The organism is Streptomyces sp. NPDC005794 (genome assembly GCF_042871445.1).
In the GTDB taxonomy this organism is placed as follows: Bacteria; Actinomycetota; Actinomycetes; order Streptomycetales; family Streptomycetaceae; genus Streptomyces.
The window spans coordinates 49,469-74,576 of sequence record NZ_JBIAIN010000013.1 but is presented as its reverse complement, the minus strand read 5'-3'; the positions used below and the strand labels follow the sequence as shown (position 1 = coordinate 74,576).

20 protein-coding genes, 1 tRNA gene and 1 pseudogene are annotated in these 25,108 nt (G+C 71.2%); 17 read left to right on the top strand and 5 right to left on the bottom strand.

Translation table 11 applies throughout. The features are described 5' to 3' along the window. Positions 1-4 precede the first annotated feature (4 nt). Positions 5-2,749 carry a Tat pathway signal sequence domain protein gene (locus ACFYQ5_RS21590; protein ID WP_389199539.1) on the top strand — a complete coding sequence of 915 codons (2,745 nt, stop codon included), beginning with the start codon at positions 5-7 and terminating at the stop codon, positions 2,747-2,749. A 25-nt stretch (positions 2,750-2,774) separates the two neighbouring features. Here the strand turns inward: ACFYQ5_RS21590 and ACFYQ5_RS21585 are convergent, their stop codons facing one another. Further along, complete coding sequence (locus tag ACFYQ5_RS21585; RefSeq protein ID WP_389199538.1) at positions 2,775-5,180, bottom strand: SCO7613 C-terminal domain-containing membrane protein; 2,406 nt, start codon at positions 5,178-5,180, stop codon at positions 2,775-2,777. Positions 5,181-5,305: 125 nt separating this feature from the next. On the opposite strand from ACFYQ5_RS21585, the gene ACFYQ5_RS21580 reads away from it, so the two are divergent. Next, positions 5,306-5,377: transfer RNA gene (locus tag ACFYQ5_RS21580), tRNA-Val, on the top strand. A gap of 61 nt (positions 5,378-5,438) precedes the next feature. Here the strand turns inward: ACFYQ5_RS21580 and ACFYQ5_RS21575 are convergent. Continuing rightward, positions 5,439-6,164, bottom strand: coding sequence for a 3'-5' exonuclease (locus ACFYQ5_RS21575; protein ID WP_389199537.1), 726 nt, complete (start codon positions 6,162-6,164; stop codon positions 5,439-5,441). 194 nt (positions 6,165-6,358) lie between these two features. Between ACFYQ5_RS21575 and ACFYQ5_RS21570 the strand changes: the two genes are divergently transcribed. The 3 genes and pseudogenes from ACFYQ5_RS21570 (at position 6,359) to thrS (ending at position 10,321) form a co-directional block, all read left to right on the top strand. Further along, positions 6,359-6,958, top strand: a complete 600-nt coding sequence (locus ACFYQ5_RS21570; RefSeq protein ID WP_389199535.1) for a DUF4365 domain-containing protein — start codon at positions 6,359-6,361, stop codon at positions 6,956-6,958. Beyond that, positions 6,958-8,186 (top strand): annotated as a pseudogene (locus ACFYQ5_RS21565) (hypothetical protein); the annotation flags it as partial. The gene ACFYQ5_RS21570 and the pseudogene ACFYQ5_RS21565, both read left to right, overlap by 1 nt. 158 nt (positions 8,187-8,344) lie before the next feature. After that, positions 8,345-10,321 carry a threonine--tRNA ligase gene (gene thrS, locus ACFYQ5_RS21560; protein ID WP_389199534.1) on the top strand — a complete coding sequence of 659 codons (1,977 nt, stop codon included), beginning with the start codon at positions 8,345-8,347 and terminating at the stop codon, positions 10,319-10,321. Positions 10,322-10,344: 23 nt separating this feature from the next. On the opposite strand, the gene ACFYQ5_RS21555 is transcribed toward thrS, so the two are convergent. After that, positions 10,345-11,025 (bottom strand): potassium channel family protein, encoded by a 681-nt coding sequence (locus ACFYQ5_RS21555; protein ID WP_389199532.1) that lies wholly within the window; start codon positions 11,023-11,025, stop codon positions 10,345-10,347. Positions 11,026-11,091: 66 nt separating this feature from the next. Between ACFYQ5_RS21555 and ACFYQ5_RS21550 the strand changes: the two genes are divergently transcribed. Next, complete coding sequence (locus ACFYQ5_RS21550) at positions 11,092-11,664, top strand: HIT family protein (protein ID WP_389199530.1); 573 nt, start codon at positions 11,092-11,094, stop codon at positions 11,662-11,664. 22 nt (positions 11,665-11,686) lie between these two features. Here the strand turns inward: ACFYQ5_RS21550 and ACFYQ5_RS21545 are convergent, their stop codons facing one another. Beyond that, on the bottom strand, positions 11,687-13,357 hold the full coding sequence (locus ACFYQ5_RS21545) for a hypothetical protein (protein WP_389199775.1): 1,671 nt from the start codon (positions 13,355-13,357) through the stop codon (positions 11,687-11,689). 156 nt (positions 13,358-13,513) lie between these two features. Then, positions 13,514-15,739 (bottom strand): elongation factor G-like protein EF-G2, encoded by a 2,226-nt coding sequence (locus ACFYQ5_RS21540; RefSeq protein ID WP_389199529.1) that lies wholly within the window; start codon positions 15,737-15,739, stop codon positions 13,514-13,516. 268 nt (positions 15,740-16,007) lie between these two features. Here ACFYQ5_RS21540 and pgsA point away from each other — a divergent pair, with 268 nt between their 5' ends. From pgsA to yajC, 11 genes are all read left to right on the top strand, one after another. Then, complete coding sequence (pgsA, locus tag ACFYQ5_RS21535) at positions 16,008-16,691, top strand: phosphatidylinositol phosphate synthase (protein WP_389199528.1); 684 nt, start codon at positions 16,008-16,010, stop codon at positions 16,689-16,691. Continuing rightward, complete coding sequence (locus tag ACFYQ5_RS21530; protein WP_389199526.1) at positions 16,688-17,611, top strand: phosphatidylinositol mannoside acyltransferase; 924 nt, start codon at positions 16,688-16,690, stop codon at positions 17,609-17,611. The genes pgsA and ACFYQ5_RS21530 overlap by 4 nt, the downstream gene beginning before the upstream one ends. Continuing rightward, entirely contained in the window at positions 17,608-18,768 is a 1,161-nt protein-coding gene (locus ACFYQ5_RS21525) for a glycosyltransferase family 4 protein (protein ID WP_389199525.1), read from the top strand. The genes ACFYQ5_RS21530 and ACFYQ5_RS21525 overlap by 4 nt, the downstream gene beginning before the upstream one ends. A gap of 56 nt (positions 18,769-18,824) precedes the next feature. After that, positions 18,825-19,370, top strand: a complete 546-nt coding sequence (locus ACFYQ5_RS21520; RefSeq protein ID WP_389199523.1) for a hypothetical protein — start codon at positions 18,825-18,827, stop codon at positions 19,368-19,370. Positions 19,371-19,498: 128 nt separating this feature from the next. Beyond that, positions 19,499-20,419 carry a pyridoxal 5'-phosphate synthase lyase subunit PdxS gene (pdxS, locus tag ACFYQ5_RS21515; RefSeq protein WP_389199522.1) on the top strand — a complete coding sequence of 307 codons (921 nt, stop codon included), beginning with the start codon at positions 19,499-19,501 and terminating at the stop codon, positions 20,417-20,419. Between the two features lie 6 nt (positions 20,420-20,425). Further along, positions 20,426-21,058: a pyridoxal 5'-phosphate synthase glutaminase subunit PdxT gene (pdxT, locus tag ACFYQ5_RS21510; RefSeq protein ID WP_389199520.1), complete on the top strand. Its 633-nt coding sequence runs from the start codon at positions 20,426-20,428 to the stop codon at positions 21,056-21,058. 61 nt (positions 21,059-21,119) lie between these two features. Next, positions 21,120-21,872: a YebC/PmpR family DNA-binding transcriptional regulator gene (locus tag ACFYQ5_RS21505; RefSeq protein WP_389199518.1), complete on the top strand. Its 753-nt coding sequence runs from the start codon at positions 21,120-21,122 to the stop codon at positions 21,870-21,872. Positions 21,873-21,991: 119 nt separating this feature from the next. Then, positions 21,992-22,525 carry a crossover junction endodeoxyribonuclease RuvC gene (gene ruvC / locus ACFYQ5_RS21500; RefSeq protein WP_389199516.1) on the top strand — a complete coding sequence of 178 codons (534 nt, stop codon included), beginning with the start codon at positions 21,992-21,994 and terminating at the stop codon, positions 22,523-22,525. After that, a complete protein-coding gene (gene ruvA, locus ACFYQ5_RS21495) occupies positions 22,522-23,148 on the top strand; it encodes a Holliday junction branch migration protein RuvA (protein ID WP_389199514.1) in 627 nt (208 codons plus the stop codon). The genes ruvC and ruvA overlap by 4 nt, the downstream gene beginning before the upstream one ends. Positions 23,149-23,228: 80 nt before the next feature. Further along, a complete protein-coding gene (gene ruvB, locus ACFYQ5_RS21490) occupies positions 23,229-24,314 on the top strand; it encodes a Holliday junction branch migration DNA helicase RuvB (RefSeq protein ID WP_389199512.1) in 1,086 nt (361 codons plus the stop codon). A gap of 168 nt (positions 24,315-24,482) precedes the next feature. Beyond that, the gene (gene yajC / locus ACFYQ5_RS21485) at positions 24,483-24,968 is read left to right on the top strand and encodes a preprotein translocase subunit YajC (RefSeq protein ID WP_389199511.1); all 486 of its coding nucleotides are present in this window, start codon (positions 24,483-24,485) and stop codon (positions 24,966-24,968) included. Positions 24,969-25,108 lie beyond the last annotated feature (140 nt).

The window sequence follows — 25,108 nt, the reverse complement described above, 5'->3', positions numbered from 1 at the left end:
ACCCATGTCCAGGATGCCCCGCAGAACGCTCCTGAAGGCGGCCGCAGCGGCCGGCGCGGCCGCACAGTTCAGCTGGTCCCTCGGCGCCACCCCCGCGTCGGCGGTCCAGAGCGCGGAGCACACCGGCGAACCCGTCACCCTGACCTGGCTGGAGTCCGGCGGACTCGGCGCGGCCCCCGGCTCCACGCTCGGCGTGCCCTGGCCCAAGGGTCTGTACCCGAAGGACCAGAACTTCGCGCTGGCCACGGAGGACGGCAAGGACGTCCCGGTGCAGTCGTGGACGACCGCCACCTGGCCCGACGGCTCCGCGAAGTGGACCGCGCACGCGGTGGGCCCCGAAGCCGCCGGCGCCAGGAAGTTCGTCCTCGGCCCGGGCGCGCCCGCCGGGCCCGCCCACAAGGTCACCGTCAGGAACACCGGCTCCACCGTCACCGTCTCCACCGGTGTCGTCACCGCGAAGATCGGGAAGTCCGGCTCCTCACTCATCACCTCCCTCACCCGCGGATCCACCGAGATCGCCAAGGACGGCCGGCTCGTCCTGATCCGCCAGGGCGAGATCGAGGACGGTGACCAAGGACGCGAGTCGTACGAACGGTTCGAGAGCGCCGTCACCACCACCGAGGTCGAACAGAGCGGCCCGGTCCGCGCCGTCGTCCGGATCGAGGGCAAGCACCGCAGGGGGAAGCGGTCCTGGCTGCCGTTCTCCGTCCGGCTCTACTTCTACGCCGGCGCCGAGTCGTTCCGCATGGTGCACACCATCACCTTCGACGGCACCCAGGAACCCGGTGAGGCGAGCGGTGACTTCATCCGCGGCCTCGGCGTCCGCTTCACCGTACCCATGCGGGACGAGGCCTACGACCGGCACATCCGGATCGGCGGCGAGGGCACCGGCATGCTCCGTGAGGCCGTCAAGGGCATCACGGGACTGCGCCGCGACCCCGGAGCCGCCGTCCAGGCAGCCCAGTTCGAAGGCACGAAGCTGCCCGATCCCGCCACCTGGGACCAGCGCGTCACCAGCCGCCTCCACCTCATCCCCACCTGGGGCGACTACACCCTGAGCCAGCTGTCCGCCGACGGGTTCTCCCTGCGCAAGCGCACCAAGAAGGGCCACGGCTGGATCGCGGCGGGCGGCGGCCGACGGGCCTCCGGCTTCGGGTACGTCGGAGGTGCGAGCGGCGGACTCGCCTTCGGGCTGCGCGACTTCTGGGAGAAGTTCCCCGCCCAGCTCGACATCCGCGACGCCCACACCGACGCCGCCGAGGTCACCGTGTGGCTCTGGTCGCCCGAGGCCGAACCGATGGACCTGCGCTTCTACCACGACGGCCTCGGCCAGGACACGTACGCCGAACAGCTCGAGGGCCTCAACATCACCTACGAGGACTACGAACCCGGCTTCGGCACCCCCTACGGCATCGCCCGCACCAGCGAACTCCTCTTCTGGGCCCATGACTCCACCCCCGGCGCCACCGCGCTCGCCCAGCAGACCGAGGCCGTCCGCACCCTTCCCCAGCTCGTCGCGCCGCCCGCCCAGCTGATCGCCGCGAAGGTCTTCGGCGGACTGTTCTCCCCGGTCGACCGCTCGACCCCGGCCAAGGCGAAGATCGAGGACCACCTCGACTTCCTCTTCACGTACTACAAGGACCAGGTCGACATGCGGCGCTGGTACGGCTTCTGGGACTACGGCGACGTCATGCACTCCTACGACCCGGCCCGCCACCAGTGGCGCTACGACGTCGGCGGGTACGCCTGGGACAACTCCGAGCTCTCACCCGACCTCTGGCTCTGGTACGCCTACCTGCGCTCCGGCCGCGCCGACATCTTCCGCTTCGCCGAGGCCATGACCCGGCACACCGGCGAGGTCGACGTCTACCACCTCGGCCAGTGGGCCGGCCTCGGCACCCGCCACGGCATCCAGCACTACGCGGACAGCGCCAAGCAGCAGCGCATCGCCAACACCACCTACCGGCGCTTCTACTACTTCCTCACCGCCGACGAACGCGTCGGCGACCTGATGCGCGCCAACGTCGACTCCGACGAGACCTTCCTCGCCCTCGACCCGCTCCGCAAGATCCGCACCGAGCCCTACACCCCGGACCGGCACGCCCTGTCCGTCGGCTTCGGAACCGACTGGAGCGGGCTGGTCTCCGCCTGGCTCACCGAATGGGAGAGGGGTGGCCCGCAGGCCGCGAAGGCCAAGGCCCGCATCCTCGGAACCATGGAGACGATCGCCGCCCAGCCCAACGGCTTCGTCCAGGGCAGCGGCCTCTACGACCTCGACACCGGGAAGTTCGCGGTCGCCACCGAGCCCGTCGTCAGCGTCTCGCACCTCTCGGCGGTCTTCGGCCTGAACGAGCTGTGCGCCGAGCTCATCGACCTCGTCGGCGTCGACGTACCGGAGTTCAAGGAGGCGTACCTCGACTACTGCCGGTACTTCAACGCCACCAAGACCGAACAGGCGGCCCGCTACGGCTCCAACTTCGGCAGCCTCATCCTCTTCCAGGGCCACTCGCGCCTCGACGCCTACGCCGCGGTCCAGACGGGCGACGAGAAGCTCGCCGCCCGCGCCTGGGAGAAGTTCTACAACAGCGACGGATACAAGGAATCGGCCCCCTGGAAGACCGAGGAGGTGACCGGACCCGTCACGACCGTCCCGGGCACCGAGGCCAACTGGGTCTACACCAACGACACCGCGCTCTACGGGCTCGCCGCCATCGAGAACCTCGCCCTCATCGGGGACAGGATGCCGTAACGCGTCCGGCACCGGGCACGATGCCCTAACGCATCCGGCCGAAGCTCTCCCGCACCCGGCGCGCGTCGCGCAGCCGTTGCTCGTAGGTCGCACCGACCGCGAGCAGAAGCAGCCCGGCGAGCGCCGGGGGAGCCCAGCGGGGGAGTGCGTCGAAGACCTGGACCACATGCGGGGCGAGCTCGTGCAGGCCGTCCAGCGCCAGGACCGAACCGCCCAGCACCAGGGGCGCCTGCAGCCGCAGGCGGGCACCCACCAGGGTCACCACCAGTGCGGCGGCCCCCAGCAGCAGGGGCCGCAGCCAGTGCGGATCACCCCACGCCACCGCGAGGCTCGGCACCATCGTCATGGACAGGGCAGGACCGTACGCCACCCACGAGGACGCGGCCGGATCCCTGCGGCGGCGCAGCCACCCCACCACGAACGCGGCCAGCGACACCGGCAGCGTGTACGCCTCGGGGTCCGTCACCCCCGAAGCCGCCAGCCGCACCCACGCCGCCGCCACGAACAGCGCCGCCGCCGGATACCCCGCCACCCGCCGGCGCTCGGGCCGTAGCGCCGTGGCGGCGGCGAGCACACCGCACAGCCCCAGCACCAGCGCCAGGACCGGCGCGTCCGTCACCGCCGTACCCACGGCGACCACCGCCGCGAACGCCCCCGCGAGCTCCACCGAAACCGCCACCACCGGCACCCGCACCCGCGACCCGAGCAGCACCGTCACCGCCGTCACCACGAGCACCAGCGGAGCCGTGTGCGGGGCGCTCCACCCCAGCGACGCCCCCGTGGCGACGGCGACCGCGATCGCGCACAGCACCGAGGCGCAGGCGAGCACCGACCGCACCACGGGCACCTTCGAACCGGCCGTGGCGCCGGCGAACAGCACCACCAGCACCCCGTACACGGCGTACGTCGCGGGCTCCGCGGCCAGCCCGAGCAGCCCCACACTCATGGCCCCCACCAGCGCGCACACCAGGCAGGTCACCGCGACCGCGTCGGCAGCGCGCCGCACCACGAGGGCCAGCAGCGCCGCGACCAGCAGCAGCTCCACGCACACCGCCACCGCGTACGGCACATCCGCCACCGCGAGCAGCGCATGAACCGCACCCCAGCCCAGAACCGCCGCACCGGGCGCCGCGACGGGCCGGCCCTTCTCCGGGAGTGCCCTCGGCCACCTGACGTGGAGCGCCGCCGTCAGACCCGCCGCGAGCCCGAGCACCACAGGGGAAGCGACCGACTCCGACCACGGAATCGAGGGGACCAGCGCGCCCCGGAACCCCTCCGGAGCACCGGACCACACCTCCGCCGTCACGGACACCGGCCCCAGCAGCACCGCGGCCACCACGGGCGCCGCCCACAGCACCGCGCCCGCCACCACCGCAGCCGACGCGCCCAGGACCCCTGAGACCACCGGCCGCGGCACCCGGAGCCGCAGCACCACCGACAGGGCCGCGCCGCACAGCAGGTACACCACGACCGCCCGGTCCCACGGCAGCACCGCGCCCGGCACACCGCCCACTGCGGCCACCGCCGCGAGGCCCGCCACGACACCCCCGAGGACGGCCGTCTCCCTCGGTGCCCGCCACGCCCCGGCCACCGCCACCGCCGCCCCGGCCAGCAGCAGCGCTCCCGGGCCCACGGCCCCGCGCACGCCGTCGGCGGACAGGGACAGCCCCAGACCCAGCGCCAGCGAGATCAGCCCCGTCAGCAACGCCCCGGCGCACGCCGTGACCCGCACCACGAGCCCCCGGCCCCACAGCGCCACGGCGACATCCGCCGCCGCCGTCACCAGGAGCGCCCAGCCGAAGCCGGTAGCGGATGCCCCGGCCGCCCAGGCGGTGAACACCAGCGGCAGTTGCCCCGCCACCACAGCCGCGGGCAGCGGCACCCGCAGCCGGCCGAGCAGCAGCCCGTACGCGGTCCACACCACCACCAGCACCGCAGACGCGACCGCCGAGAACACGAGCACGTCCGCCTCCGGCGCCGCGACCGCGTGCAGCGCGACCGCGTCCAGCACCGTCAGCACCAGGGCCAGAGCGGCCACCGCCTCCGCCGTCGACGGCAGCGCGCGGCCGAGCAGCAGCGCGGGCGCCACCAGCCCGCCCGCGGTCACCGCCGCCAGCACCGCCGAACGGCCCGCGATGCCCATCTCGCCCCAGCTGAACAGGGTGAACGCGATCGCCGCGACCGTCAGCAGCAGACCGCCGAGGACCAGCAGCACATTCTGCGTGCCGTGCGAGGGGGCGGCGGGCGCGGCGTACGGCCGGGGGAAGGGCGGGGCCACAGGCGCCGGAGGAGACGCGGGCGCCGCCGGTGCACGCAGCACGCTCAGCAGCCAGGCACGACGGTTCAGCAGGTGCAGCCGACGGGCGTCGAGCCGGACCAGTTCATGATCGAGGAGGGCCAATTCCTCGGCGGGTGGCGGCACATGTCTCATGTACGGGAGTGTGGTGGCTGCCACACCCGCGTACATGCGCTCGGATACTCAGTTCCTCGACGTTCCTCGACTGAGTAGGAGTTTGAACCCAGGGCACCACGCCCTGTATGGTTCAACCCGTTCCCGGGCGATTAGCTCAGTGGGAGAGCGCTTCGTTCACACCGAAGAGGTCACTGGTTCGAAACCAGTATCGCCCACCCGGGAAAAGCCGGTCCGTCAGTGTCACCGACGGACCGGCTTTCGCGTACCCGGCCCGGATCAGGCCGCCGCAGGAAGCTGCGGACGCAACGGCCACGCCGGATCCACCGCCTCCGCCCCACCGTTCTTCTCGAACCAGGCCTCCAGCCCGCGCGCCTGAGCCGCATGCCACACGGCCTGCAGCGAGTGCACCTCCGCCGGTGACAGCCGCTCCAGCCGGGCGGAGAACCGCCGGCCCACGGCCCGCACCAGTTCGAGCGACGCCGCCGCGTCGGCCGCCGCGTCGTGCGCACCGTCCAGCGTCACCCCGTACAGCTCACACAGGTCCGTCAGTGTGCGACGGCCCTTGCGGTAGCGGTCCAGATGCTTGTCCAGCACCCGCGGATCCAGCACGCACAGCGGCTTGTTCCCCAGGTAGCCGGCCAGCGACGACGCCCGGTGGCGCCTCAGCTCCCGGTCCAGCAGGGTCAGATCGAACGGCGCGTTCATCACGACCAGCGGCCGTCCCGTCGCGCACTGCTCCGCCAGTGCCCGGGCTATCTCCTCGACGACCGGTGCGGGCCACCGGCCGTTGCGCTGCAGATGGTCGTCGGTCAGACCGTGGATCTCGGTGGCGCCGGGCGGCACCGGAATCCCCGGATTGACCAGCCAGCGGGTGACGCGGAGCCGTCCGCCCGCGGCGTCCTGCACGACGAGAGCGGCCGAAACGATCCGGTCCTCCTCGACATCCACGCCTGTCGTCTCGGTGTCAAAAGCCGCCAGCGGCCCCTCGAACCAATGCATCATCCCCGAACTCCTCGCGCCTGCTCGGCAGATGGCGGGATTCCTCTGCCCGGTTCGGTGATACCCGCGCCCTATGCCTGGTACGCCGTTTACGGCCCGGCTCCTGCGGTGACAACACAAGGGACGAGCAAGGAAGTTGACCAGCCCGCCAGCGGAGACCGGGCAACCGGTCGGCACAGCCCGGAAGGCACGGAGCCATGGCGCTCGCGCAGCCGACCCCAGGGAGTCCCGCCCGCACCGAGGACCACGGGGGAAAGCCGCCGCAGCAGCGGAGCGCACCACCACTGCGCGGCACACTCGCCACCACCGCCTGCATGGAGACCCTCCAGGTGGGCTACCTCCACGCGGTGGCAGCCGCGGCCGGCTGCTCCCTCTCGCAGCCCTTTCCCGGCAACGGCATCGACTGGCACGTCAGCCACGGCGCCCCCGACCACACCGTCGACGACGAAGTGACCATCAAGGTGCAGCTCACATGCACCTACCAGCTCCCCCCGCGTCCACCCGGCGCCGCGTTCTCCTTCACCCTCGACAACGCCCATCTGGTGAAGCTCGCGCGCACCCCCGTGTCCGTGCACAAGATCCTGGTCGTGATGCTCGTCCCCCGCAGCCAGGACGACTGGCTGCGGGCCGGACACGAACGGCTGGAGCTGCGGCACTGCTGCTACTGGGCGAACCTGGCCGGCCACCCGGTGACGGGCCGGAACCGGACCACCGTGCGGATACCGACCTCGCGGATCTTCGACGACCGCGCACTCTGCGACATCATGGCCCGAGTCGGGGCGGGAGGGAGACCCTGATGCACCGGTCGACGGACGAGCCCACCGGAGGGACGATCCCGGCGGGCAGCCGCACACATCCGTACGCCGCCAGCCCGGACCCCGGACCGGCCCCCGACCCCGCACATGTCGCCCCCGCCGCTCTCGGAGCCCTGCTCCGGCGGCACGGCTGGCACCGGCGCGGAGGCACACCCGGGCGCTACAGCCGCTGGGTCCCGCCCGGCCCCGCCACCGCCGGCACCAGCCTGCTGGTGCCGGACACCGCCGCCTTCCCCGACAGCGAGGACCTGCTGGCCGAAGCCCTCACCGCGCTCACCCGCAGCGCAGCCCCCTCCGCCCGCGACATCCTGCTCGCCCTCACGGTGCCCAGCGACGAGATCCGCTGGTGCCGTGACGTCCCCGAAGGCGACGCGGCCGCCGCCGACTGGACCGGCGCCGACCAGCTGCGCACGGCGGCCCGGCAGATCCTCCCCGCCGGATCCCTCGCCGTGCGCGGCCGTGCCGGCTACCACGGCGCCCGGCACCGCGGGAAGGCCAGGCGCGCCCTGGATGCACCCTCGTCGGGCCTGCGGCCGACGGCCGCTGCCTCACCGCGTTCGTTCCCGTCCACGCGGGACGAGCCGTCGCCGTACAGCTCTACGCGGCGCTCCACGCGGCCCGTGAAGCCGTCGACTACCAGCGCGCCACCGGCGGGATGGAGGCGTTCGACGCCGCGGTCGCCGCCGGCGTCAGCCGGGAACTGACCGAAGCGGTCGTCGCGCTCGTCCGGGGAGTGGAAGGCGCCAGGGTCACGCTGGCCTGGGCGCCCGCCGCCGGAACCCCCGAAGGCTGCCCGGCGAGCCCCGGGCCCGTCGAGTTCTCGCCCGGCGACCTGCCCGCCCTCAGGCTGGCGGGAGCGCGCTATCTGCAGGAGGAGCCCGCCGTTCCCGTACGGATCACCGGAGCCGTCGTACGGCTGCGCCGCTCGGGGCCGCGCGGCCCCGGCGTCGTACGGCTGCGGGTGCTGGCGGGAGCGGAGGTCGCGCACGTACGGATCGAGCTCGACGAGGAGGCCTACCGGATCGCGGGCCACGCCCACCTGGTCGGACTCCCCCTGCGGGTGGAGGGCAGGCTGAGGAACCGGGGCGGTTTCCGGCGGCTCGGCGGCGCCTCCCAGGTCACGCCGGTCCAGGTGGACGAGGCGGAGCGGGACCGGCTGATGAAGTCGCTCCACGAGAACATCGACTTCTTCGAGGAGGCGTGTACGGGGACGAGGACGAGGGTCCTTCGTCCTGATCGGGCCCGGCCTGATCCGGACGAGAGGCGTTGGGCCCGGTATCCCTTTCGCGTCGAGGCCCCCCGGCTCGGTACGATTCCTCTCGCGCGCGCAAGAGGAAAGCGACGCACCCCCTCAGTCAGGAGAGACCGGTGTCAGACGTCCGTGTGATCATCCAACGCGATTCCGAGCGGGAAGAGCACGTGGTGACGACGGGAACGACGGCCGCCGAGCTCTTCCCCGGGCAGCGCACCGTCGTCGCCGCCAGGGTAGAGGGCGAGCTGCGGGACCTCGCGTACGAGCTCAAGGACGGCGAGGTCGTCGAGCCCGTCGAGATCTCCTCCGAGGACGGCCTGAACATCCTGCGGCACTCCACCGCGCACGTCATGGCGCAGGCGGTGCAGGAGCTCTTCCCCGAGGCCAAGCTGGGCATCGGCCCGCCGGTCAAGGACGGCTTCTACTACGACTTCGACGTCGAGAAGCCGTTCACGCCCGAGGACCTCAAGGCCGTCGAGAAGAAGATGCAGGAGATCCAGAAGCGCGGGCAGCGGTTCTCCCGCCGCGTCGTCACCGACGAGGCGGCCCGCGAGGAGCTCGCCGACGAGCCGTACAAGCTGGAGCTCATCGGCATCAAGGGCTCCGCTTCGTCCGACGACGGCGCGGACGTCGAGGTGGGCGGCGGCGAGCTGACCATCTACGACAACCTGGACGCCAAGACCGGCGACCTGTGCTGGAAGGACCTCTGCCGGGGCCCGCACCTGCCGACCACCCGGTTCATCCCCGCGTTCAAGCTGATGCGGAACGCCGCGGCGTACTGGCGGGGCAGCGAGAAGAACCCCATGCTCCAGCGCATCTACGGGACCGCCTGGCCCACCAAGGACGAGCTCAAGGCGCACCTCACGTTCCTGGAGGAGGCCGCCAAGCGCGACCACCGCAAGCTCGGCAACGAGCTGGACCTCTTCTCCTTCCCCGACGAGATCGGACCCGGTCTCGCCGTCTTCCACCCCAAGGGCGGCGTCATCCGGCGGGCCATGGAGGACTACTCGCGGCGCCGCCACGAGGAGGAGGGCTACGAGTTCGTCTACAGCCCGCACGCCACCAAGGGCAAGCTCTTCGAGAAGTCCGGCCACCTGGACTGGTACGCCGACGGCATGTACCCGCCCATGCAGCTCGACGACGGGGTGGACTACTACCTCAAGCCGATGAACTGCCCGATGCACAACCTGATCTTCGACGCGCGCGGCCGTTCCTACCGTGAACTGCCGCTGCGCCTCTTCGAGTTCGGCACGGTGTACCGGTACGAGAAGTCGGGTGTCGTCCACGGTCTGACCCGCTCGCGCGGATTCACCCAGGACGACGCGCACATCTACTGCACCAGGGAGCAGATGGCGGAGGAGCTCGACCGGACGCTCACCTTCGTCCTGAACCTCCTCCGTGACTACGGCCTCACGGACTTCTACCTGGAGCTCTCCACCAAGGACCCGGAGAAGTTCGTCGGCTCGGACGAGGCCTGGGAGGAGGCCACCGAGACGCTGCGTCAGGTCGCCGAGAAGCAGGGCCTCCCGCTGGTCCCGGACCCGGGCGGCGCGGCCTTCTACGGCCCGAAGATCTCGGTTCAGTGCAAGGACGCCATCGGGCGTACCTGGCAGATGTCGACCGTGCAGCTCGACTTCAACCTCCCGGAGCGCTTCGACCTGGAGTACACCGGCCCGGACGGCACCAAGCAGCGCCCGGTCATGATCCACCGCGCGCTCTTCGGCTCCATCGAGCGTTTCTTCGCGGTGCTGCTCGAGCACTACGCGGGCGCGTTCCCGGTCTGGCTGTCCCCGGTCCAGGCAGTCGGCATCCCGATCGGTGACACCCACATCCCGTACCTCCAGGAGTTCGCCGCGGAGGCCCGGAAGAAGGGGCTGCGGGTCGAGGTGGACGCCTCCTCCGACCGGATGCAGAAGAAGATCCGGAACCATCAGAAGGCCAAGGTTCCGTTCATGATCATCGTGGGGGACGACGACATGAACGCGGGTACGGTCTCCTTCCGCTACCGCGACGGCTCGCAGGAGAACGGCATCGCCCGTGACGAGGCGATCGCCAAGCTCGTCGACGTGGTGGAGCGTCGCGTACAGGTGTGATCCCCGAAGCGGCCCCCGGAGAGCTACGCGCTCCCCGGGGGCCGCTTCTCGTCCTCCCGCTTGAACACCTCCACCAGCCACGACGAGAACGACCCCGTCACCGCCCCCAGCAGAGCCAGCCCGCAGGCCATCAGGCAGGCCGCGATCACCCGGCCGCCCGGCGTCACCGGCACCGCGTCGCCGTAGCCCACCGTCGTGAGCGTCGCGCAGGCCCACCAGGCCGCGTCGCCGAACGTACGGATCGTGGCGCCGGGCGCCCCCTGCTCCTGGTGGTACACCGCGAGCGCGGCGGAGAAGCCCAGGAGCACGGCGGTGAGGCTCGCGTACGTCATCACCCGGGCGTACAGGCTCAGCCTGGGGCGGTCCGTGCGCTGCTGGACCGCCGTGTAGACCTGGACCACGCGCAGCGGGCGCAGCAGCGGCAGGAGCAGGACCACCGTGTCCAGCCAGTGACTGTGCACGAAACGGGCGCCCCGGCCGCTGAGCCGGAGCCGTACGCCGTAGTCCACGGCGAAGAGCAGCCAGGTGGCGGCGACGAGGGCGAGGGCGATGTCGCGCCAGAGCTGGGCGCCGACGGGGGCGAGGACGCGGACCGCGTAGCCGGCGAGGAAGACGAGTGCCGCGGCGAGGAGCGGCACTTCGGTGCGCCGCTCCCATTCCGTCAGCCGGTCGGGGGACGCGGGGGCCGTAGGACGGTCGCTCATGGCGCCAGCATCCCGGTGTGCCGACGGGGTCGGCCCCGGCGACACGCGCGCCGGGGCCCACGCAATATGCTGACGGGCATGACGAGTGAGCCGGAGCAGCAGATCGGAGTGGGGACGCCCGACGCGTTCCAGCGCCTGTGGACGCCCCACCGGATGGCCTACATCCAGGGTGAGAGCAAGCCGAGCGGCCCGGGGGCCGGGGACGGCTGTCCGTTCTGCGAGATTCCGTCGAAGTCGGACGAGGACGGGCTCATCGTCACGCGGGGCGAGAAGGTCTACGCGGTGCTGAACCTGTACCCGTACAACGGCGGGCACCTGATGGTGGTGCCGTACCGGCACGTGGCCGACTACACGGAGCTCGACGGACCGGAGACCGCGGAGCTGGCCGACTTCACCAAGCGGGCCATGGTCGCGCTGCGGGCCGCCTCCGGTGCGCACGGCTTCAACATCGGGATGAACCAGGGCGCGGAGGCCGGCGCCGGCATCGCCGCCCACCTCCACCAGCACGTGGTGCCGCGCTGGGGCGGGGACACCAACTTCATGCCGGTCGTCGGGCACACCAAGGTGCTCCCGCAACTGCTGGGGGACACCCGGACGATGCTGGCCGGTGTGTGGCCGGCCGAGCTGCCGTCCCTCTGAGCGGGTACCGCCCCGGGCGGGCTCACGCGTCGTAGACGTCGGCCTTCCTCGGGGCGGCGTCCTGGACCATGCCGCTGAGGATCATGGAGCGGTTGTCGAAGCGCTCGGTGTCGGCGCCGTGCTCCTTCAGGACCCGCATCGTCGCCGAGTGGACGACGCGCAGGACCGGGGTGGCCGTCCGCATGGCGTCGTCGGCCATGAAACGGTGGCCCCAGGGCTTGGCCGCCCACGCGTGGCGCAGCCCGAAGGGCTCGGGCAGGACGATCTTGCCGCCCAGGTAGTCGAGGAGCGGCGGGTACCACGTGAAGGGGGCGCGCAGGGAGAGCCTGACGACCTCCGTCGCCTTGACCAGGGGGAGGGAGATCTTGCGGGTCTCCCAGAACCTGACCGCCTTCTTGACCGTCTTGGTCGGCGCCTCCGGCTTGGAGAAGAAGAGGGAGTGGACGGGCCCCAACGCGTGTCCGGTGACCTCGATCCGCAGGGTCTCGTGGAGCACGGTGACGGTGATCAGCATCGTGATCACCAGCTGGCCGTCCCAGAGGGTGAACTGGACGCCCAGGTAGTGCCGGTTGCCGCTGCCGAACTGCTGGTGGTTGCAGATGCGCTGTATCTCGTGCGGCTTGACCTGGAAGGTGGCGACGTCCTCGCCCTCCGGGCGGGAGACGGAGTCCGCGTTCTCGCCGATGGGCGAGACGATCCAGTGCTTGACGGACGGCGTGGGGAATCCGCCGGTGTTCAGCGGGCCGCGTTCCAGCATCTTCAGCTGGTCGTGGATGGCACGCACGACGTCCCAGCTGCGGAACTGGTGGATCTCCCGGGTCGGGTCCGCGGGGGTGAGTTCCTCGGCGAGCTGCCAGCTGCCCCAGCGGGTTCCCATGCCGAGGATGCCCTTGGGGCCCGCGTAGAACACGGCGTTGGACTGCTGCTCGGCGGAGAGCTTCTCCAGGCCCTGGCGCAGGGCCTCGCGGGCGGTCTCGTTGGGGTTCTTGGGTACGGCTTCGGGGATCTTCGCGCTGACGCCGGCGCCGGAGAGGAGCCCTTCCCAGCGGGCCCGCAGGTCCTTGGTCGAGGACTCCGCGATCCGTTTGGCGAGCAGCCAGCCGATCAGCGGGGCGACGGCGGCGGCGCGCAGGTAGAGGGCCAGGAAACCGGTGAGGGGCATCGTGATCAGGAAGAACGCGGCGGCGCCGCCGAGCACGACGAGCAGGACGCCGCCCAGCGCCCGGAGGAATTTGTCCTTCGAGTTGGCCAGGGTGTCGCGCAGCCGGAAGGCGAGGACCCAGAGGACCAGGCCGGGCAGGAAGGCGAAGCCGAAGACGCCGGTGACCAGGGTCAGCTTCGCGTCGCGCGCCTTACGCAGCCGGGTCGCGGAGAGGCAGTGCTCCACGACGGTCTGCGGATCGGTGCCGAAGGACTGGATGAGCGCGTTGCGGCCGCCGCCGAGCATGCGTTCCTGAACGGCCCGGGAGAACGCCTCGCCCAGATTCGGCTTGAAATAGTCGGCCTTGAACAGCTTCGACTCGCCCGATTTCACCTCGGACTTGTGCCACTCGCTGTTGGCCTTGAGGATCTCCGACACGTCGCTGTCGCGGTACGCGGCGGAGGCGAGGGCGTTGGTCGCCACCGCCTGTCCTCCCGAACCCTGGAGCGGGATCTGCGCCCCAGGAGAGAAATCGAATCCGTCGTTGGCCACTGTCGCCCCCACTCGCCCGCACGGTCTGCTCCTGCGGCTGTTCCCAACTACCGTACGTCGCACACCTTCTGAGCTGGGCCCACAGCGTACCGTCCGAGCCGTGCGTCCGCCGGGCGATGAGGCGGGGGGCGGGCATAAGAGGTCATATCCAGTCAGCTAGCCGACTTTTGTGCTGGTTTCCTGTGCTTCGCGGATGCGGTCGGCGAGTTGCGGAGGCATCGGCTCGTGCCGGGCGTACGCCCGGTCGAACCGTCCGGTGCCGTGCGTCAGGGAGCGGAGGTCGACGGTGTACCTGCCGATCTCGATCTCCGGCACCTCGGCGCGCACGAGTGTGCGCTCCCCGGTCTCCTGTTCGGTGCCGACGACCCGTCCACGTCGCCCGGCGAGGTCGCTCATGACGGCCCCCACGTAGTCGTCGGGAACCAGGACGCCGACCCTCGCGACGGGTTCGAGGAGCTGGATGCGGGTGTCGGCCGCGGCCTCGCGCAGCGCCAGCGCGCCCGCGGTCTGGAAGGCGGCGTCGGAGGAGTCCACCGCGTGCGACTTCCCGTCGAGCAAAGTGACGCGCACGTCGACGAGCGGGTGCCCGGCCGCGACACCGCGGGCCGCCTGGTTGCGTACGCCCTTCTCCACGGAGGCGATGAACTGCCGCGGCACCGAGCCGCCGACCACCTTGTCGACGAACTCGATGCCGGTACCGGGGGCCAGCGGCTCCACCTCGATCTCGCAGACGGCGTACTGGCCGTGGCCGCCGGACTGCTTGACGTGCCGGCCCCGTCCGACGGTCCGTGAGGCGAAGGTCTCGCGCAGCGGCACGCGATGGGGTTCGGCGTCGACCTGCACGCCGTACCTGCTGCGCAGGCGTTCCAGCGCGACCTCCGTGTGTGCCTCGCCCATGCACCACAGGACGACCTGGTGGGTGTCCTGGTTCTGCTCCAGCCGCATGGTGGGGTCCTCGGCGACCAGGCGGGACAGGCCCTGCGAGAGTTTGTCCTCGTCGGCCTTGCCGTGGGCGCGGACCGCCAGCGGGAGCAGCGGGTCGGGCATGGCCCACGGCTCCATCAGCAGCGGGTCGTCGTTGCCGGAGAGGGTGTCCCCGGTCTCCGCCCCGCCCAGTCTGGAGACGCAGGCGAGATCGCCGGCGATGCAGTTGTCCAGGGGGCGCTGCTGTGTGCCGAAGGGCTCGGAGAGGGCGCCGACGCGCACATCGGCTTCGTGGCGGGGGCGCGTCCCGCCTCCGGGTTCGGTGAGGCCGTGGCCGCACACGTGCACGCTGTCGTCGGGGCGCAGGGTGCCGGAGAAGACTCGGACGAGGGAGACCCGTCCGACATAGGGGTCGGACGAGGTCTTCACGACCTCGGCGACCAGGGGCGCCGACGGGTCGCAGACGGGGGCGGGGCGTGGCCTGCCGTCCGGGGTGGTGACTGCGGGCAGGACGCGTTCCTCGGGGGAGGGGAAGCCGCGGGTGATCAGGTCGAGGAGTTCCACGGTGCCGATGCCCTGGCGGGCGCCGTCGGCGGCCGGTGCGGCGGTGAGGACGGGGTGGAAGGAGCCGCGTGCGACGGCGCGTTCCAGGTCGTCGACGAGGGTCGCGGTGTCGATCCCGCCGCCACCGAGGTAGTGGTCCATCAGGGTCTCGTCCTCGCTCTCGGCGATGATCCCCTCGATGAGCCGGTCACGGGCCTCCTGGAGCGGAGCCCGCTGGTCACCGTCGGGCGGTGACTCCTGCCGTTCCCCCGACGAGTAGTCGAAGATCCGCTGGGTGAGGAGTCCGGTGAGTCCGGTGAGCGGGGCGTGTCCGTCAGGGCCCTCGGGGCCCTGCACCGGCAGATGGAGGGGGAGCACGGCGTCGGGGTCGTCGTGCCCGAAGATCCGGCTGCAGATCCGGGTCATCTCGTCGAAGGACGTACGCGCGGTGTCGAGGTGGGTGACGACGACGGCCCGGGGCATCCCGACCGCAGCACACTCCTCCCAGACCGCGCGGGTGGTGCCTGCCACGGCGTCGGCCTCCTGGGCGGCCGAGACGACGAAGAGGGCCGCGTCCGCCGCGCGCAGACCGGCCCTGAGTTCCCCGACGAAGTCCGCGTAGCCGGGGGTGTCCAGCAGGTTGATCTTGTAGCCGTCCCATTCCACGGGGACCAGCGAGAGCTGTACGGAGCGTCGCCGGCGCTGTTCGATCTCGTCGTGGTCGGAGACGGTCGCGCCGTCCTCGACCCGGCCGGCCCGGTTGAGCGCCCCGGCCGTCAGCGCGAGTGCCTCGACCAGAGTGGTCTTGCCCGAACCGCTGTGGCCGACCAGCACCACGTTCCGCAGGGAAGCGGGCCGGTCGGCCGTCGATGCCCTGCCGGCGGCTCCGGTGTGCGTATGCGTCCTGTCGCCCATGATGCCTGCCTCCCGGTCGGTGGCGTGGTGCCGCGAGAGCTGGGGAGTGGACGGGCGGAGCCGACGCGGCGGCTTCGGCGACGCCCGCGGTCATTCGAGCTTTTCACTCGTGCCGGACGCCGTCCATACGTCGCGCACGGCGAAGCGTGACTTCCGGGACATCCGGCGGGACGGGGTGCCCCGCCGTTACCCGGCGCGGCTCGTGACTACGATGGGCCAGCCGGTGGCCGCAAGGGCCGCGCGGTGCCCACCGAACCTCGGGAAGGCCATGCTGAACAAGTACGCGCGTGCATTTTTTACGCGTGTCCTCACACCGTTCGCCGCTCTGCTGCTCCGCCTCGGGGTCAGCCCCGACGCGGTCACTCTCGTCGGCACGGCCGGAGTGATGGCAGGTGCGCTGGTCTTCTTCCCGATGGGGGAGTTCTTCTGGGGCACGATCGTGATCACGGTCTTCGTCTTCTCGGACCTCGTCGACGGCAACATGGCCCGGCAGGCCGGGATCTCCAGCCGGTGGGGCGCGTTCCTGGACTCGACACTCGACCGGGTGGCGGACGGGGCGATCTTCGCCGGGTTCGCGCTCTGGTACGCGGGCGGCGGCGACGACGAGGTGCTGTGCGCGGTCGCGATCTTCTGCCTGGCCAGCGGCCAGGTCGTCTCGTACACGAAGGCGCGGGGTGAGTCGATCGGCCTGCCGGTCGCGGTGAACGGACTGGTGGAGCGCGCCGAGCGGCTCGTGATCTCGCTGGTCGCCGCCGGCCTCGCCGGGCTGCACGGCTTCGGGGTGCCGGGCATCCAGGTCCTGCTGCCGATCGCGCTGTGGATCGTCGCCGTGGGCAGCCTGGTGACGCTGGTCCAGCGAGTGGTGACCGTGCGCAGGGAGTCGGCCGAGGCCGATGCCGCTGCGGCCGCCCAGGGCGGGACGGCGGAACAGGGGAGCGAGGCCGCCCAGTGAGCGGCACCGGATCCGATCTGCGGGGACGACTGACCGACGGGCTCTACGGCCTCGGCTGGGGCGCGGTCAAGAAGCTTCCCGAACCGGCCGCGGCCGCGCTCTTCCGCACCCTGGCCGACCAGGTGTGGAAGCGGCGAGGGAAGTCCGTGCTGCGGCTGGAGTCGAACCTCGCCCGGGTGGTGCCCGACGCGGACGCCGCCCGGCTCGCCGAGCTGTCGAAGGCCGGCATGCGCTCGTACATGCGCTACTGGATGGAGTCCTTCCGGCTGCCGACCTGGAGTCCGCAGCGGATCAAGGCCTCGATAGAGGTCCGCGACGCCCACCGGCTCACCGAGGGCCTCGACGCGGGCCAGGGGGTCGTCCTCGCGCTGCCGCACCTGGGGAACTGGGACCTGGCGGGGGCGTGGGTCACCACGGACCTGAAGGTGCCGTTCACGACGGTCGCCGAGCGGCTCAAGCCGGAAACCCTCTACGACCGGTTCGTGGCCTACCGCCAGGGGCTGGGCATGGAGGTCCTTCCGCACAACGGAGGGGCCGCGTTCGGGACCCTGGCCCGGCGGCTGCGCTCGGGAGGGCTGGTCTGCCTCGTGGCCGACCGCGACCTGTCGGCCTCCGGAGTCGAGGTCAGCTTCTTCGGTGACACCGCGCGCATGCCCGCCGGGCCGGCGCTGCTGGCCCAGCAGACCGGCGCGCTGCTGCTGCCCGTGACCCTCTGGTACGACGGCACGCCGGTCATGCGGGTACAGGTCCATCCGCCCGTCGCCGTCCCGGAGTCAGGTACCCGGGCCGAGAAGACGTCCTCCATGACACAGGCGCTGGCCGATGCCTTCGCCACCGGGATCGCCGAGCATCCGGAGGACTGGCACATGCTGCAGCGGCTCTGGCTCTCCGATCTGGAAACCCAGGGGGAAGCTCCGTGAAGATCGGCATCGTCTGCCCGTACTCCTGGGACGTGCCGGGCGGGGTGCAGTTCCACATCCGCGACCTCGCCGAGCATCTGATCAGCCTCGGCCACGAGGTCTCGGTGCTCGCGCCCGCCGACGACGAGACGCCGCTCCCGCCGTACGTCGTGTCCGCCGGCCGGGCCGTGCCCGTCCGGTACAACGGCTCCGTGGCCAGGCTGAACTTCGGCTTCCTGACCGCTGCCCGGGTTCGCCGCTGGCTGAACGACGGCACCTTCGACGTCATCCACATCCACGAGCCCACCACGCCCTCGGTGGGGCTGCTGGCCTGCTGGGCGGCGCAGGGACCGATCGTCGCCACGTTCCACACGTCCAATCCGCGTTCCCGTGCCATGATCGCGGCGTACCCGATCCTCCAGCCGGCGCTGGAGAAGATCAGTGCGCGGATCGCGGTGAGTGAGTACGCGCGGCGGACGCTGGTCGAGCACCTCGGCGGGGACGCCGTGCTCATCCCCAACGGCGTCGACGTGGACTTCTTCGCCCGGGCCGAGCCGAAGGCCGAGTGGCAGGGGGACACCCTCGGCTTCGTGGGGCGCATCGACGAGCCGCGCAAGGGGCTGCCCGTCCTGATGAAGGCTCTCCCCGCGATCCTCGCGGCCCGCCCGGAGACCCGGCTGCTGGTCGCGGGACGCGGTGACGAGGAGGAGGCGGTCGCCTCGCTGCCGAAGGAGCTGCGCTCGCGCGTCGAGTTCCTCGGCATGGTGAGCGACGAGGACAAGGCTCGGCTGCTGCGGAGCGTCGATGTGTACGTCGCGCCGAACACCGGCGGCGAGAGCTTCGGCATCATCCTGGTCGAGGCTCTGTCGGCGGGAGCACCCGTCCTCGCCAGCGACCTGGACGCGTTCGCGCAGGTGCTCGACCAGGGGGCCGCGGGCGACCTGTTCGCCAACGAGGACGCGGAGGCGCTGGCCGAGGCCGCGATCCGGCTCCTGGGCGACCCGGAGCGGCGTGCGGGGCTGCGGGAGCGGGGCAGCGCGCATGTGCGCCGCTTCGACTGGACGACGGTCGGCGCGGACATCCTCGCGGTGTACGAGACGGTCACGGACGGGGCGGCGGCCGTCGACACCGACGAACGCACCGGGCTCCGCGCGCGCTTCGGCCTCGCAAGGGACTGAGCGCGGGGCGTACCGGCGGCCCCGGACGGGTCCCGCCGACGGTAGCCTTGCCGCCCGTGATCGAAATCCTCATCTGGACCGTCGTCGCCCTGGTCGCGATCGGCCTGTATCTCAGCTGGACCGCCGGGCGGCTCGACCGGCTGCACGCCCGTATAGACGCGGCCCGGGCGGCGCTGGACGCCCAGTTGCTGCGCCGTGCCTCGGTCACCCAGGAGCTGGCCACCTCCGGGGTCCTGGACCCGGCCGCGTCGATGGTGCTGTACGAGGCGGCGCACGCGGCGCGGCAGGCCGAGGAGGAGCTGCGCGAGGTCGCCGAGAGCGAGCTGAGCACCTCCCTGCGGGCCGTGTTCGGCGAGACGGCGCAGGTCGAGGCGGTGAAGGAGTACCCGGGCGGTGAGGAGGCGGCCGAGGAACTGGCCGCCGCGGTACGCCGCGTACCGATGGCGCGCCGTTTCCACAACGACTCGGTGCGTGCCGCCCGCGCGCTGCGCAGGCACCGGACGGTGAGGCTGTTCCGGCTCGCGGGCCACGCCCCGTTCCCGCTCGCGTTCGAGATGGACGACGAGCCACCGGTCGCCCTGGCGGACCGGCCCGGAAGCTGAGAGCGGGACCCGGCCGGCGTACAGAACGATCCACAGGCTGCTCATTGGCCCTTGCTGTGGACTGCTCCCGGAGCGTTTGCTCAGGGCTGCAGGATCCAGCGTTTTCTCCACCCCAGTGAGGTCGTTCCGTGTCCACGCTTCCCAGCACCCCGCAGTCCGCCGAGACCCCGGCCACCGGCACCGCCCGCGTCAAGCGCGGCATGGCCGAGCAGCTCAAGGGCGGCGTGATCATGGACGTCGTCAATGCCGAACAGGCGAAGATCGCCGAGGACGCGGGCGCCGTGGCCGTCATGGCCCTGGAGCGGGTGCCGGCCGACATCCGTAAGGACGGCGGCGTGGCCCGGATGTCGGACCCCACCATGATCGAAGAGATCATCGAGGCCGTCTCCGTCCCCGTCATGGCGAAGTCCCGCATCGGCCACTTCGTCGAGGCCCAGGTACTTCAGTCCCTCGGCGTCGACTACATCGACGAGTCCGAGGTCCTCACCCCCGCCGACGAGGTCAACCACAGCGACAAGTTCGCCTTCACCACCCCCTTCGTCTGCGGCGCCACCAACCTGGGTGAGGCCCTGCGCCGTATCGCCGAAGGCGCCGCGATGATCCGCTCGAAGGGCGAGGCGGGCACGGGCAACGTCGTCGAGGCGGTCCGCCACCTGCGCCAGATCAAGAACGAGATCGCCCGGCTGCGCGGCTACGACAACAACGAGCTGTACGCCGCCGCCAAGGAGCTCCGCGCCCCGTACGAGCTGGTCAAGGAGGTCTCCGAGCTCGGTCGGCTGCCCGTCGTACTGTTCTCGGCAGGCGGCGTGGCCACTCCCGCGGACGCGGCCCTGATGCGGCAGCTCGGCGCCGAGGGCGTCTTCGTGGGCTCCGGCATCTTCAAGTCCGGTGACCCTGCCAAGCGCGCCGCCGCCATCGTGAAGGCCACCACGTTCTACGACGACCCGAAGGTCATCGCGGACGCCTCCCGCAACCTGGGCGAGGCCATGGTCGGTATCAACTGCGACACGCTGCCTGAGGGCGAGCGCTACGCCAACCGCGGCTGGTAAGCACCGATGACCGACACCCCTGTCGTCGGAGTCCTGGCACTCCAGGGCGACGTACGGGAACACCTGATCGCCCTGGCCTCGGCGGACGCCGTGGCCAGGCCGGTCCGGCGCCCCGAGGAGCTCGCCGAGGTCGACGGACTCGTCATACCCGGTGGTGAGTCCACCACGATGTCCAAGCTGGCCGTCCTCTTCGGCATGCTGGAGCCGCTGCGCGAGCGGGTGGCCGCCGGTATGCCGGTCTACGGCACCTGCGCCGGGATGATCCTGCTCGCCGACAAGATCCTCGACCCTTCCCCAAGCTCTCAGCTCCGTTCGAGCAGGGGATACCCCATGCCCGGCCAGGAGACGGTCGGCGGCATCGACATGATCGTGCGACGTAACGCTTTCGGGCGGCAGAACGAGTCCTTCGAGGCGGCCGTCGAGGTCGACGGAGTGCCGGGCGGACCCGTCGACGGCGTCTTCATCCGGGCGCCCTGGGTGGAGTCGGTCGGCGCCCGCGCGGAGGTCGTCGCGGTGCACGGTGGGCATATCGTGGCCGTACGCCAGGGAAACGCACTGGCCACGTCGTTCCACCCCGAGCTGACCGGGGACCACCGGGTGCACGCGCTCTTCACCGACATGGTGCGCGCCGTGGCCTGATCCGATCCCGGTAGGATCTCTCGGGTTCGGATCGATTTTGGTGACGCGAAGGAGAAGGCAGATGTCCGGCCACTCTAAATGGGCTACGACGAAGCACAAGAAGGCCGTGATCGACGCCAAGCGCGGCAAGCTCTTCGCGAAGATGATCAAGAACATCGAGGTCGCGGCCCGTACGGGCGGCGCCGACGTGTCCGGTAACCCGACCCTCTTCGACGCCATCCAGAAGGCCAAGAAGAGCTCGGTCCCGAACAAGAACATCGACTCGGCGGTCAAGCGCGGTGCCGGTCTCGAGGCCGGTGGCGCCGACTACGAGACGATCATGTACGAGGGCTACGGCCCGAACGGCGTCGCGGTGCTCATCGAGTGCCTCACCGACAACCGCAACCGTGCCGCGTCCGACGTCCGTGTCGCCATGACCCGCAACGGCGGTTCGATGGCGGACCCGGGCTCGGTCTCGTACCTGTTCAACCGCAAGGGTGTGGTCATCGTCCCCAAGGGCGAGCTGGCCGAGGACGACGTCCTCGGTGCGGTGCTCGACGCGGGCGCCGAGGAGGTCAACGACCTCGGTGACACCTTCGAGGTGCTCAGCGAGGCCACCGACATGGTCGCGGTCCGCACGGCGCTGCAGGAAGCCGGCATCGACTACGACTCGGCCGAGGCCAATTTCGTCCCGACCATGCAGGTCGAGCTGGACGAGGAGGGCGCGCGCAAGATCTTCAAGCTGATCGACGCGCTGGAGGACAGCGACGACGTGCAGAACGTCTTCGCCAACTTCGACGTCTCCGACGAGGTCATGGAGAAGGTCGACGCCTGAGGCGGCGGCACACAGGGCACCGACGGGCCGACGGGACACACCCCGTCGGCCCGTCGCATTGTCAGCGGCAGCCGATAGCCTGCGGGAACAGATGACCGAGCGGCGGAGGGGGCCCATTCATGCGGGTGTTGGGCGTGGACCCGGGGCTGACCCGGTGCGGTGTCGGAGTCGTCGAGGGAGTCGCCGGCCGGCCGCTGGCGATGATCGGCGTCGGCGTCGTCCGGACTCCGGCCGACGCGGAGCTCGGCCACCGGCTGGTCGCCATCGAGCAGGGCATCGAGCAGTGGCTCGACGAGCACCGGCCCGAATGCGTCGCGGTGGAGCGGGTGTTCAGCCAGCACAACGTGCGTACGGTGATGGGCACCGCCCAGGCCAGCGCCGTGGCCATGCTCTGCGCGTCCCGTCGGGGCATCCCGGTCGCCCTGCACACCCCCAGCGAGGTCAAGGCCGCCGTCACCGGCTCCGGACGTGCCGACAAGGCACAGGTCGGCGCCATGGTGACCCGGCTGCTGCGGCTCGACGCGCCGCCGAAACCGGCCGACGCCGCCGATGCCCTCGCCCTCGCCATCTGCCACATCTGGCGCGCGCCCGCGCAGAACCGACTGCAGCAGGCCGTCGCCGCCCACCGCACGCTGAAAGGCCGCACCGCATGATCGCCTTCATCTCCGGCCCGGTGGCCGCCCTCGCTCCGGCCACGGCTGTGATCGAGGTCGGCGGCATCGGCATGGCCGTCCAGTGCGCACCCGGCACCCTCGCGGGCCTGCGGATCGGCCAGGAGGCCAAGCTGGCCACCTCCCTCGTCGTGCGCGAGGACTCGCTCACCCTCTACGGCTTCGCCGACGACGACGAGCGTCAGGTCTTCGAGCTCCTCCAGACCGCCAGTGGCGTCGGCCCCCGGCTCGCCCAGGCCATGCTGGCCACCCACAGCCCGGACGCCCTGCGCATCGCCGTCGCCACCGGTGACGAGAAGGCGCTCACCGCCGTGTCCGGCATCGGCAAGAAGGGCGCCCAGAAGCTCCTCCTCGAGCTCAAGGACCGGCTCGGCGAGCCCGTCGGCGCACACATCGGGCAGCAGGGCATCGGCACCGCCGTCAGCAACTCCTGGCGCGACCAGCTGCAGGCCGCCCTGATCGGGCTCGGCTACGCGACCCGTGAGGCGGACGAGGCGGTGACCGCCGTGACACCGCAGGCCGAGGCCGCGCTCGCCGAGGGCGGTCAGGCCCCCGTGCCGCAGCTGCTGCGCGCCGCTCTGCAGACACTCAACCGCGCACGCTGACCGCAGGGGCACGACGCCCCGTACGCCGGCCGGAGCACCGAACGGACCGGCACCGAAACACCCGAGGCGGGACTGACGAGATGAACTGGGACGAGACCGGAGCCGACACGGGCGACGTCACGGACGAGCGGCTGGACGACCGCCTGGTCGATGCCGGAGCGGACGGCGAGGACACCGCGGTCGAGGCCGCCCTGCGACCGAAGGACCTCCACGAATTCGTCGGCCAGGAGAAGGTGCGCGAACAGCTCGACCTGGTCCTCAAGGCCGCCCGCGCCCGGGGCGCCACAGCCGACCACGTCCTGCTCTCCGGTGCCCCCGGCCTGGGGAAGACCACCCTCTCCATGATCATCGCGGCCGAGATGGGCGCGCCGATCCGGATCACCTCCGGCCCCGCGATCCAGCACGCCGGCGATCTCGCCGCGATCCTGTCCTCGCTCCAGGAGGGCGAGGTCCTCTTCCTCGACGAGATCCACCGCATGTCGCGGCCGGCCGAGGAGATGCTCTACATGGCGATGGAGGACTTCCGGGTCGACGTCATCGTCGGCAAGGGCCCGGGTGCCACGGCGATCCCGCTGGAACTGCCACCGTTCACCCTCGTCGGCGCCACCACCAGGGCAGGACTGCTGCCGCCCCCGCTGCGTGACCGCTTCGGTTTCACCGGCCACATGGAGTTCTACGCCCCCACCGAGCTGGAACGGGTCATCCACCGCTCCGCCGGCCTGCTCGACGTCGCCATAGACACCGCCGGCGCCGCCGAGATCGCCGGACGCTCCCGGGGCACGCCCCGTATCGCCAACCGTCTGCTGCGCCGCGTCCGGGACTACGCCCAGGTCAAGGCCGAAGGACGGATCGACCGGGACATCGCCGCCGCGGCCCTGCGGGTGTACGAGGTCGATGCCAGGGGTCTGGACCGCCTGGACCGCGCGGTGCTCAGTGCCCTGCTGAAACTCTTCGGCGGAGGCCCCGTAGGACTGTCCACCCTCGCGGTGGCCGTGGGGGAGGAGCGCGAGACGGTCGAGGAGGTCGCCGAGCCCTTCCTCGTCCGGGAAGGGCTGCTCGCGAGGACCCCTCGGGGCAGGGTCGCCACCCCCGCGGCATGGACACACCTCGGACTCGTCCCTCCGCAGCACAACGCCAAGGGACAACAGGGCCTGTTCGGGGCGTGACACAGGACGGGTTGGCCAGCAGGGGAACCACGGTGCCATGCTGGACGTTGTTCCAATGATGCGGACTCGCTTAGACTCCGCCGATGCCGCCCGTACAGGTCGGTGTACCCACCCCCGTAGACCAGGCCGCGCGATCTCAGCGTGGTCGTGCGAAGGAAGTTCCGTCCCGTGAGTCTCGTGACCCTCCTCCCCTTCATCGTGCTCATCGGGGCCATGTTCCTGATGACCCGGTCCGCCAAGAAGAAGCAGCAGGCGGCTGCGCAGATGCGCAACGACATGCAGCCCGGCACCGGCGTCCGGACGATCGGAGGCATGTACGCCACCGTCAAGGAGATTCAGGAAGACACGGTTCTCCTCGAGGTCGCGCCCGGCGTCCACGCCGTCTACGCCAAGAACTCCATCGGCGCCGTACTCGACGACGCGGAGTACAACCGCATCGTCCACGGTGACGACGAGCAGGAGACCGACGGCACGGTCGTGCCCGACGACGCCTCCTCGCTGACCGAGGGCGAGCCCGCCGCCGACGACGCGGACGACGACGTCGCGAAGATCGACCTCGGCAAGAAGGCCGAGGACGCCGCGCCGAAGGACACCGAGGCCAAGGGCGCCGAGACCAAGGACGCCAAGGCCGACGGCGAGGGCGACGCGAAGTAGTTCCACGACCCAGAGACGCCGGACACCCACAGGTGTCCGGCGTCTCACGGGCCGTGCGGTCTTCTGCGGGGGTGGGTCCCCACAACACTTCGTGGCCGCTCGGGCGCGTACCCGGCGCGGGGCGGTTGGACAGGGAGAAA

Excerpts from the sequence above, each read along its gene's own strand:
- ACFYQ5_RS21590 (WP_389199539.1), top strand. The coding sequence starts at position 5 with ATGTCCAGGATGCCCCGCAGAACGCTCCTGAAGGCGGCCGCAGCGGCC.
- ACFYQ5_RS21550 (WP_389199530.1), top strand. The coding sequence starts at position 11,092 with ATGCTGACGGGCATGACGAGTGAGCCGGAGCAGCAGATCGGAGTGGGG.
- ACFYQ5_RS21505 (WP_389199518.1), top strand. The coding sequence starts at position 21,120 with ATGTCCGGCCACTCTAAATGGGCTACGACGAAGCACAAGAAGGCCGTG.
- ACFYQ5_RS21585 (WP_389199538.1), bottom strand. The coding sequence starts at position 5,180 with ATGAGACATGTGCCGCCACCCGCCGAGGAATTGGCCCTCCTCGATCAT.
- ACFYQ5_RS21555 (WP_389199532.1), bottom strand. The coding sequence starts at position 11,025 with ATGAGCGACCGTCCTACGGCCCCCGCGTCCCCCGACCGGCTGACGGAA.
- ruvB (WP_389199512.1), top strand. The coding sequence starts at position 23,229 with ATGAACTGGGACGAGACCGGAGCCGACACGGGCGACGTCACGGACGAG.
- ruvC (WP_389199516.1), top strand. The coding sequence starts at position 21,992 with ATGCGGGTGTTGGGCGTGGACCCGGGGCTGACCCGGTGCGGTGTCGGA.
- pdxT (WP_389199520.1), top strand. The coding sequence starts at position 20,426 with ATGACCGACACCCCTGTCGTCGGAGTCCTGGCACTCCAGGGCGACGTA.
- ruvA (WP_389199514.1), top strand. The coding sequence starts at position 22,522 with ATGATCGCCTTCATCTCCGGCCCGGTGGCCGCCCTCGCTCCGGCCACG.
- ACFYQ5_RS21540 (WP_389199529.1), bottom strand. The coding sequence starts at position 15,739 with ATGGGCGACAGGACGCATACGCACACCGGAGCCGCCGGCAGGGCATCG.
- ACFYQ5_RS21570 (WP_389199535.1), top strand. The coding sequence starts at position 6,359 with ATGGCGCTCGCGCAGCCGACCCCAGGGAGTCCCGCCCGCACCGAGGAC.
- ACFYQ5_RS21575 (WP_389199537.1), bottom strand. The coding sequence starts at position 6,164 with ATGATGCATTGGTTCGAGGGGCCGCTGGCGGCTTTTGACACCGAGACG.
- pgsA (WP_389199528.1), top strand. The coding sequence starts at position 16,008 with ATGCTGAACAAGTACGCGCGTGCATTTTTTACGCGTGTCCTCACACCG.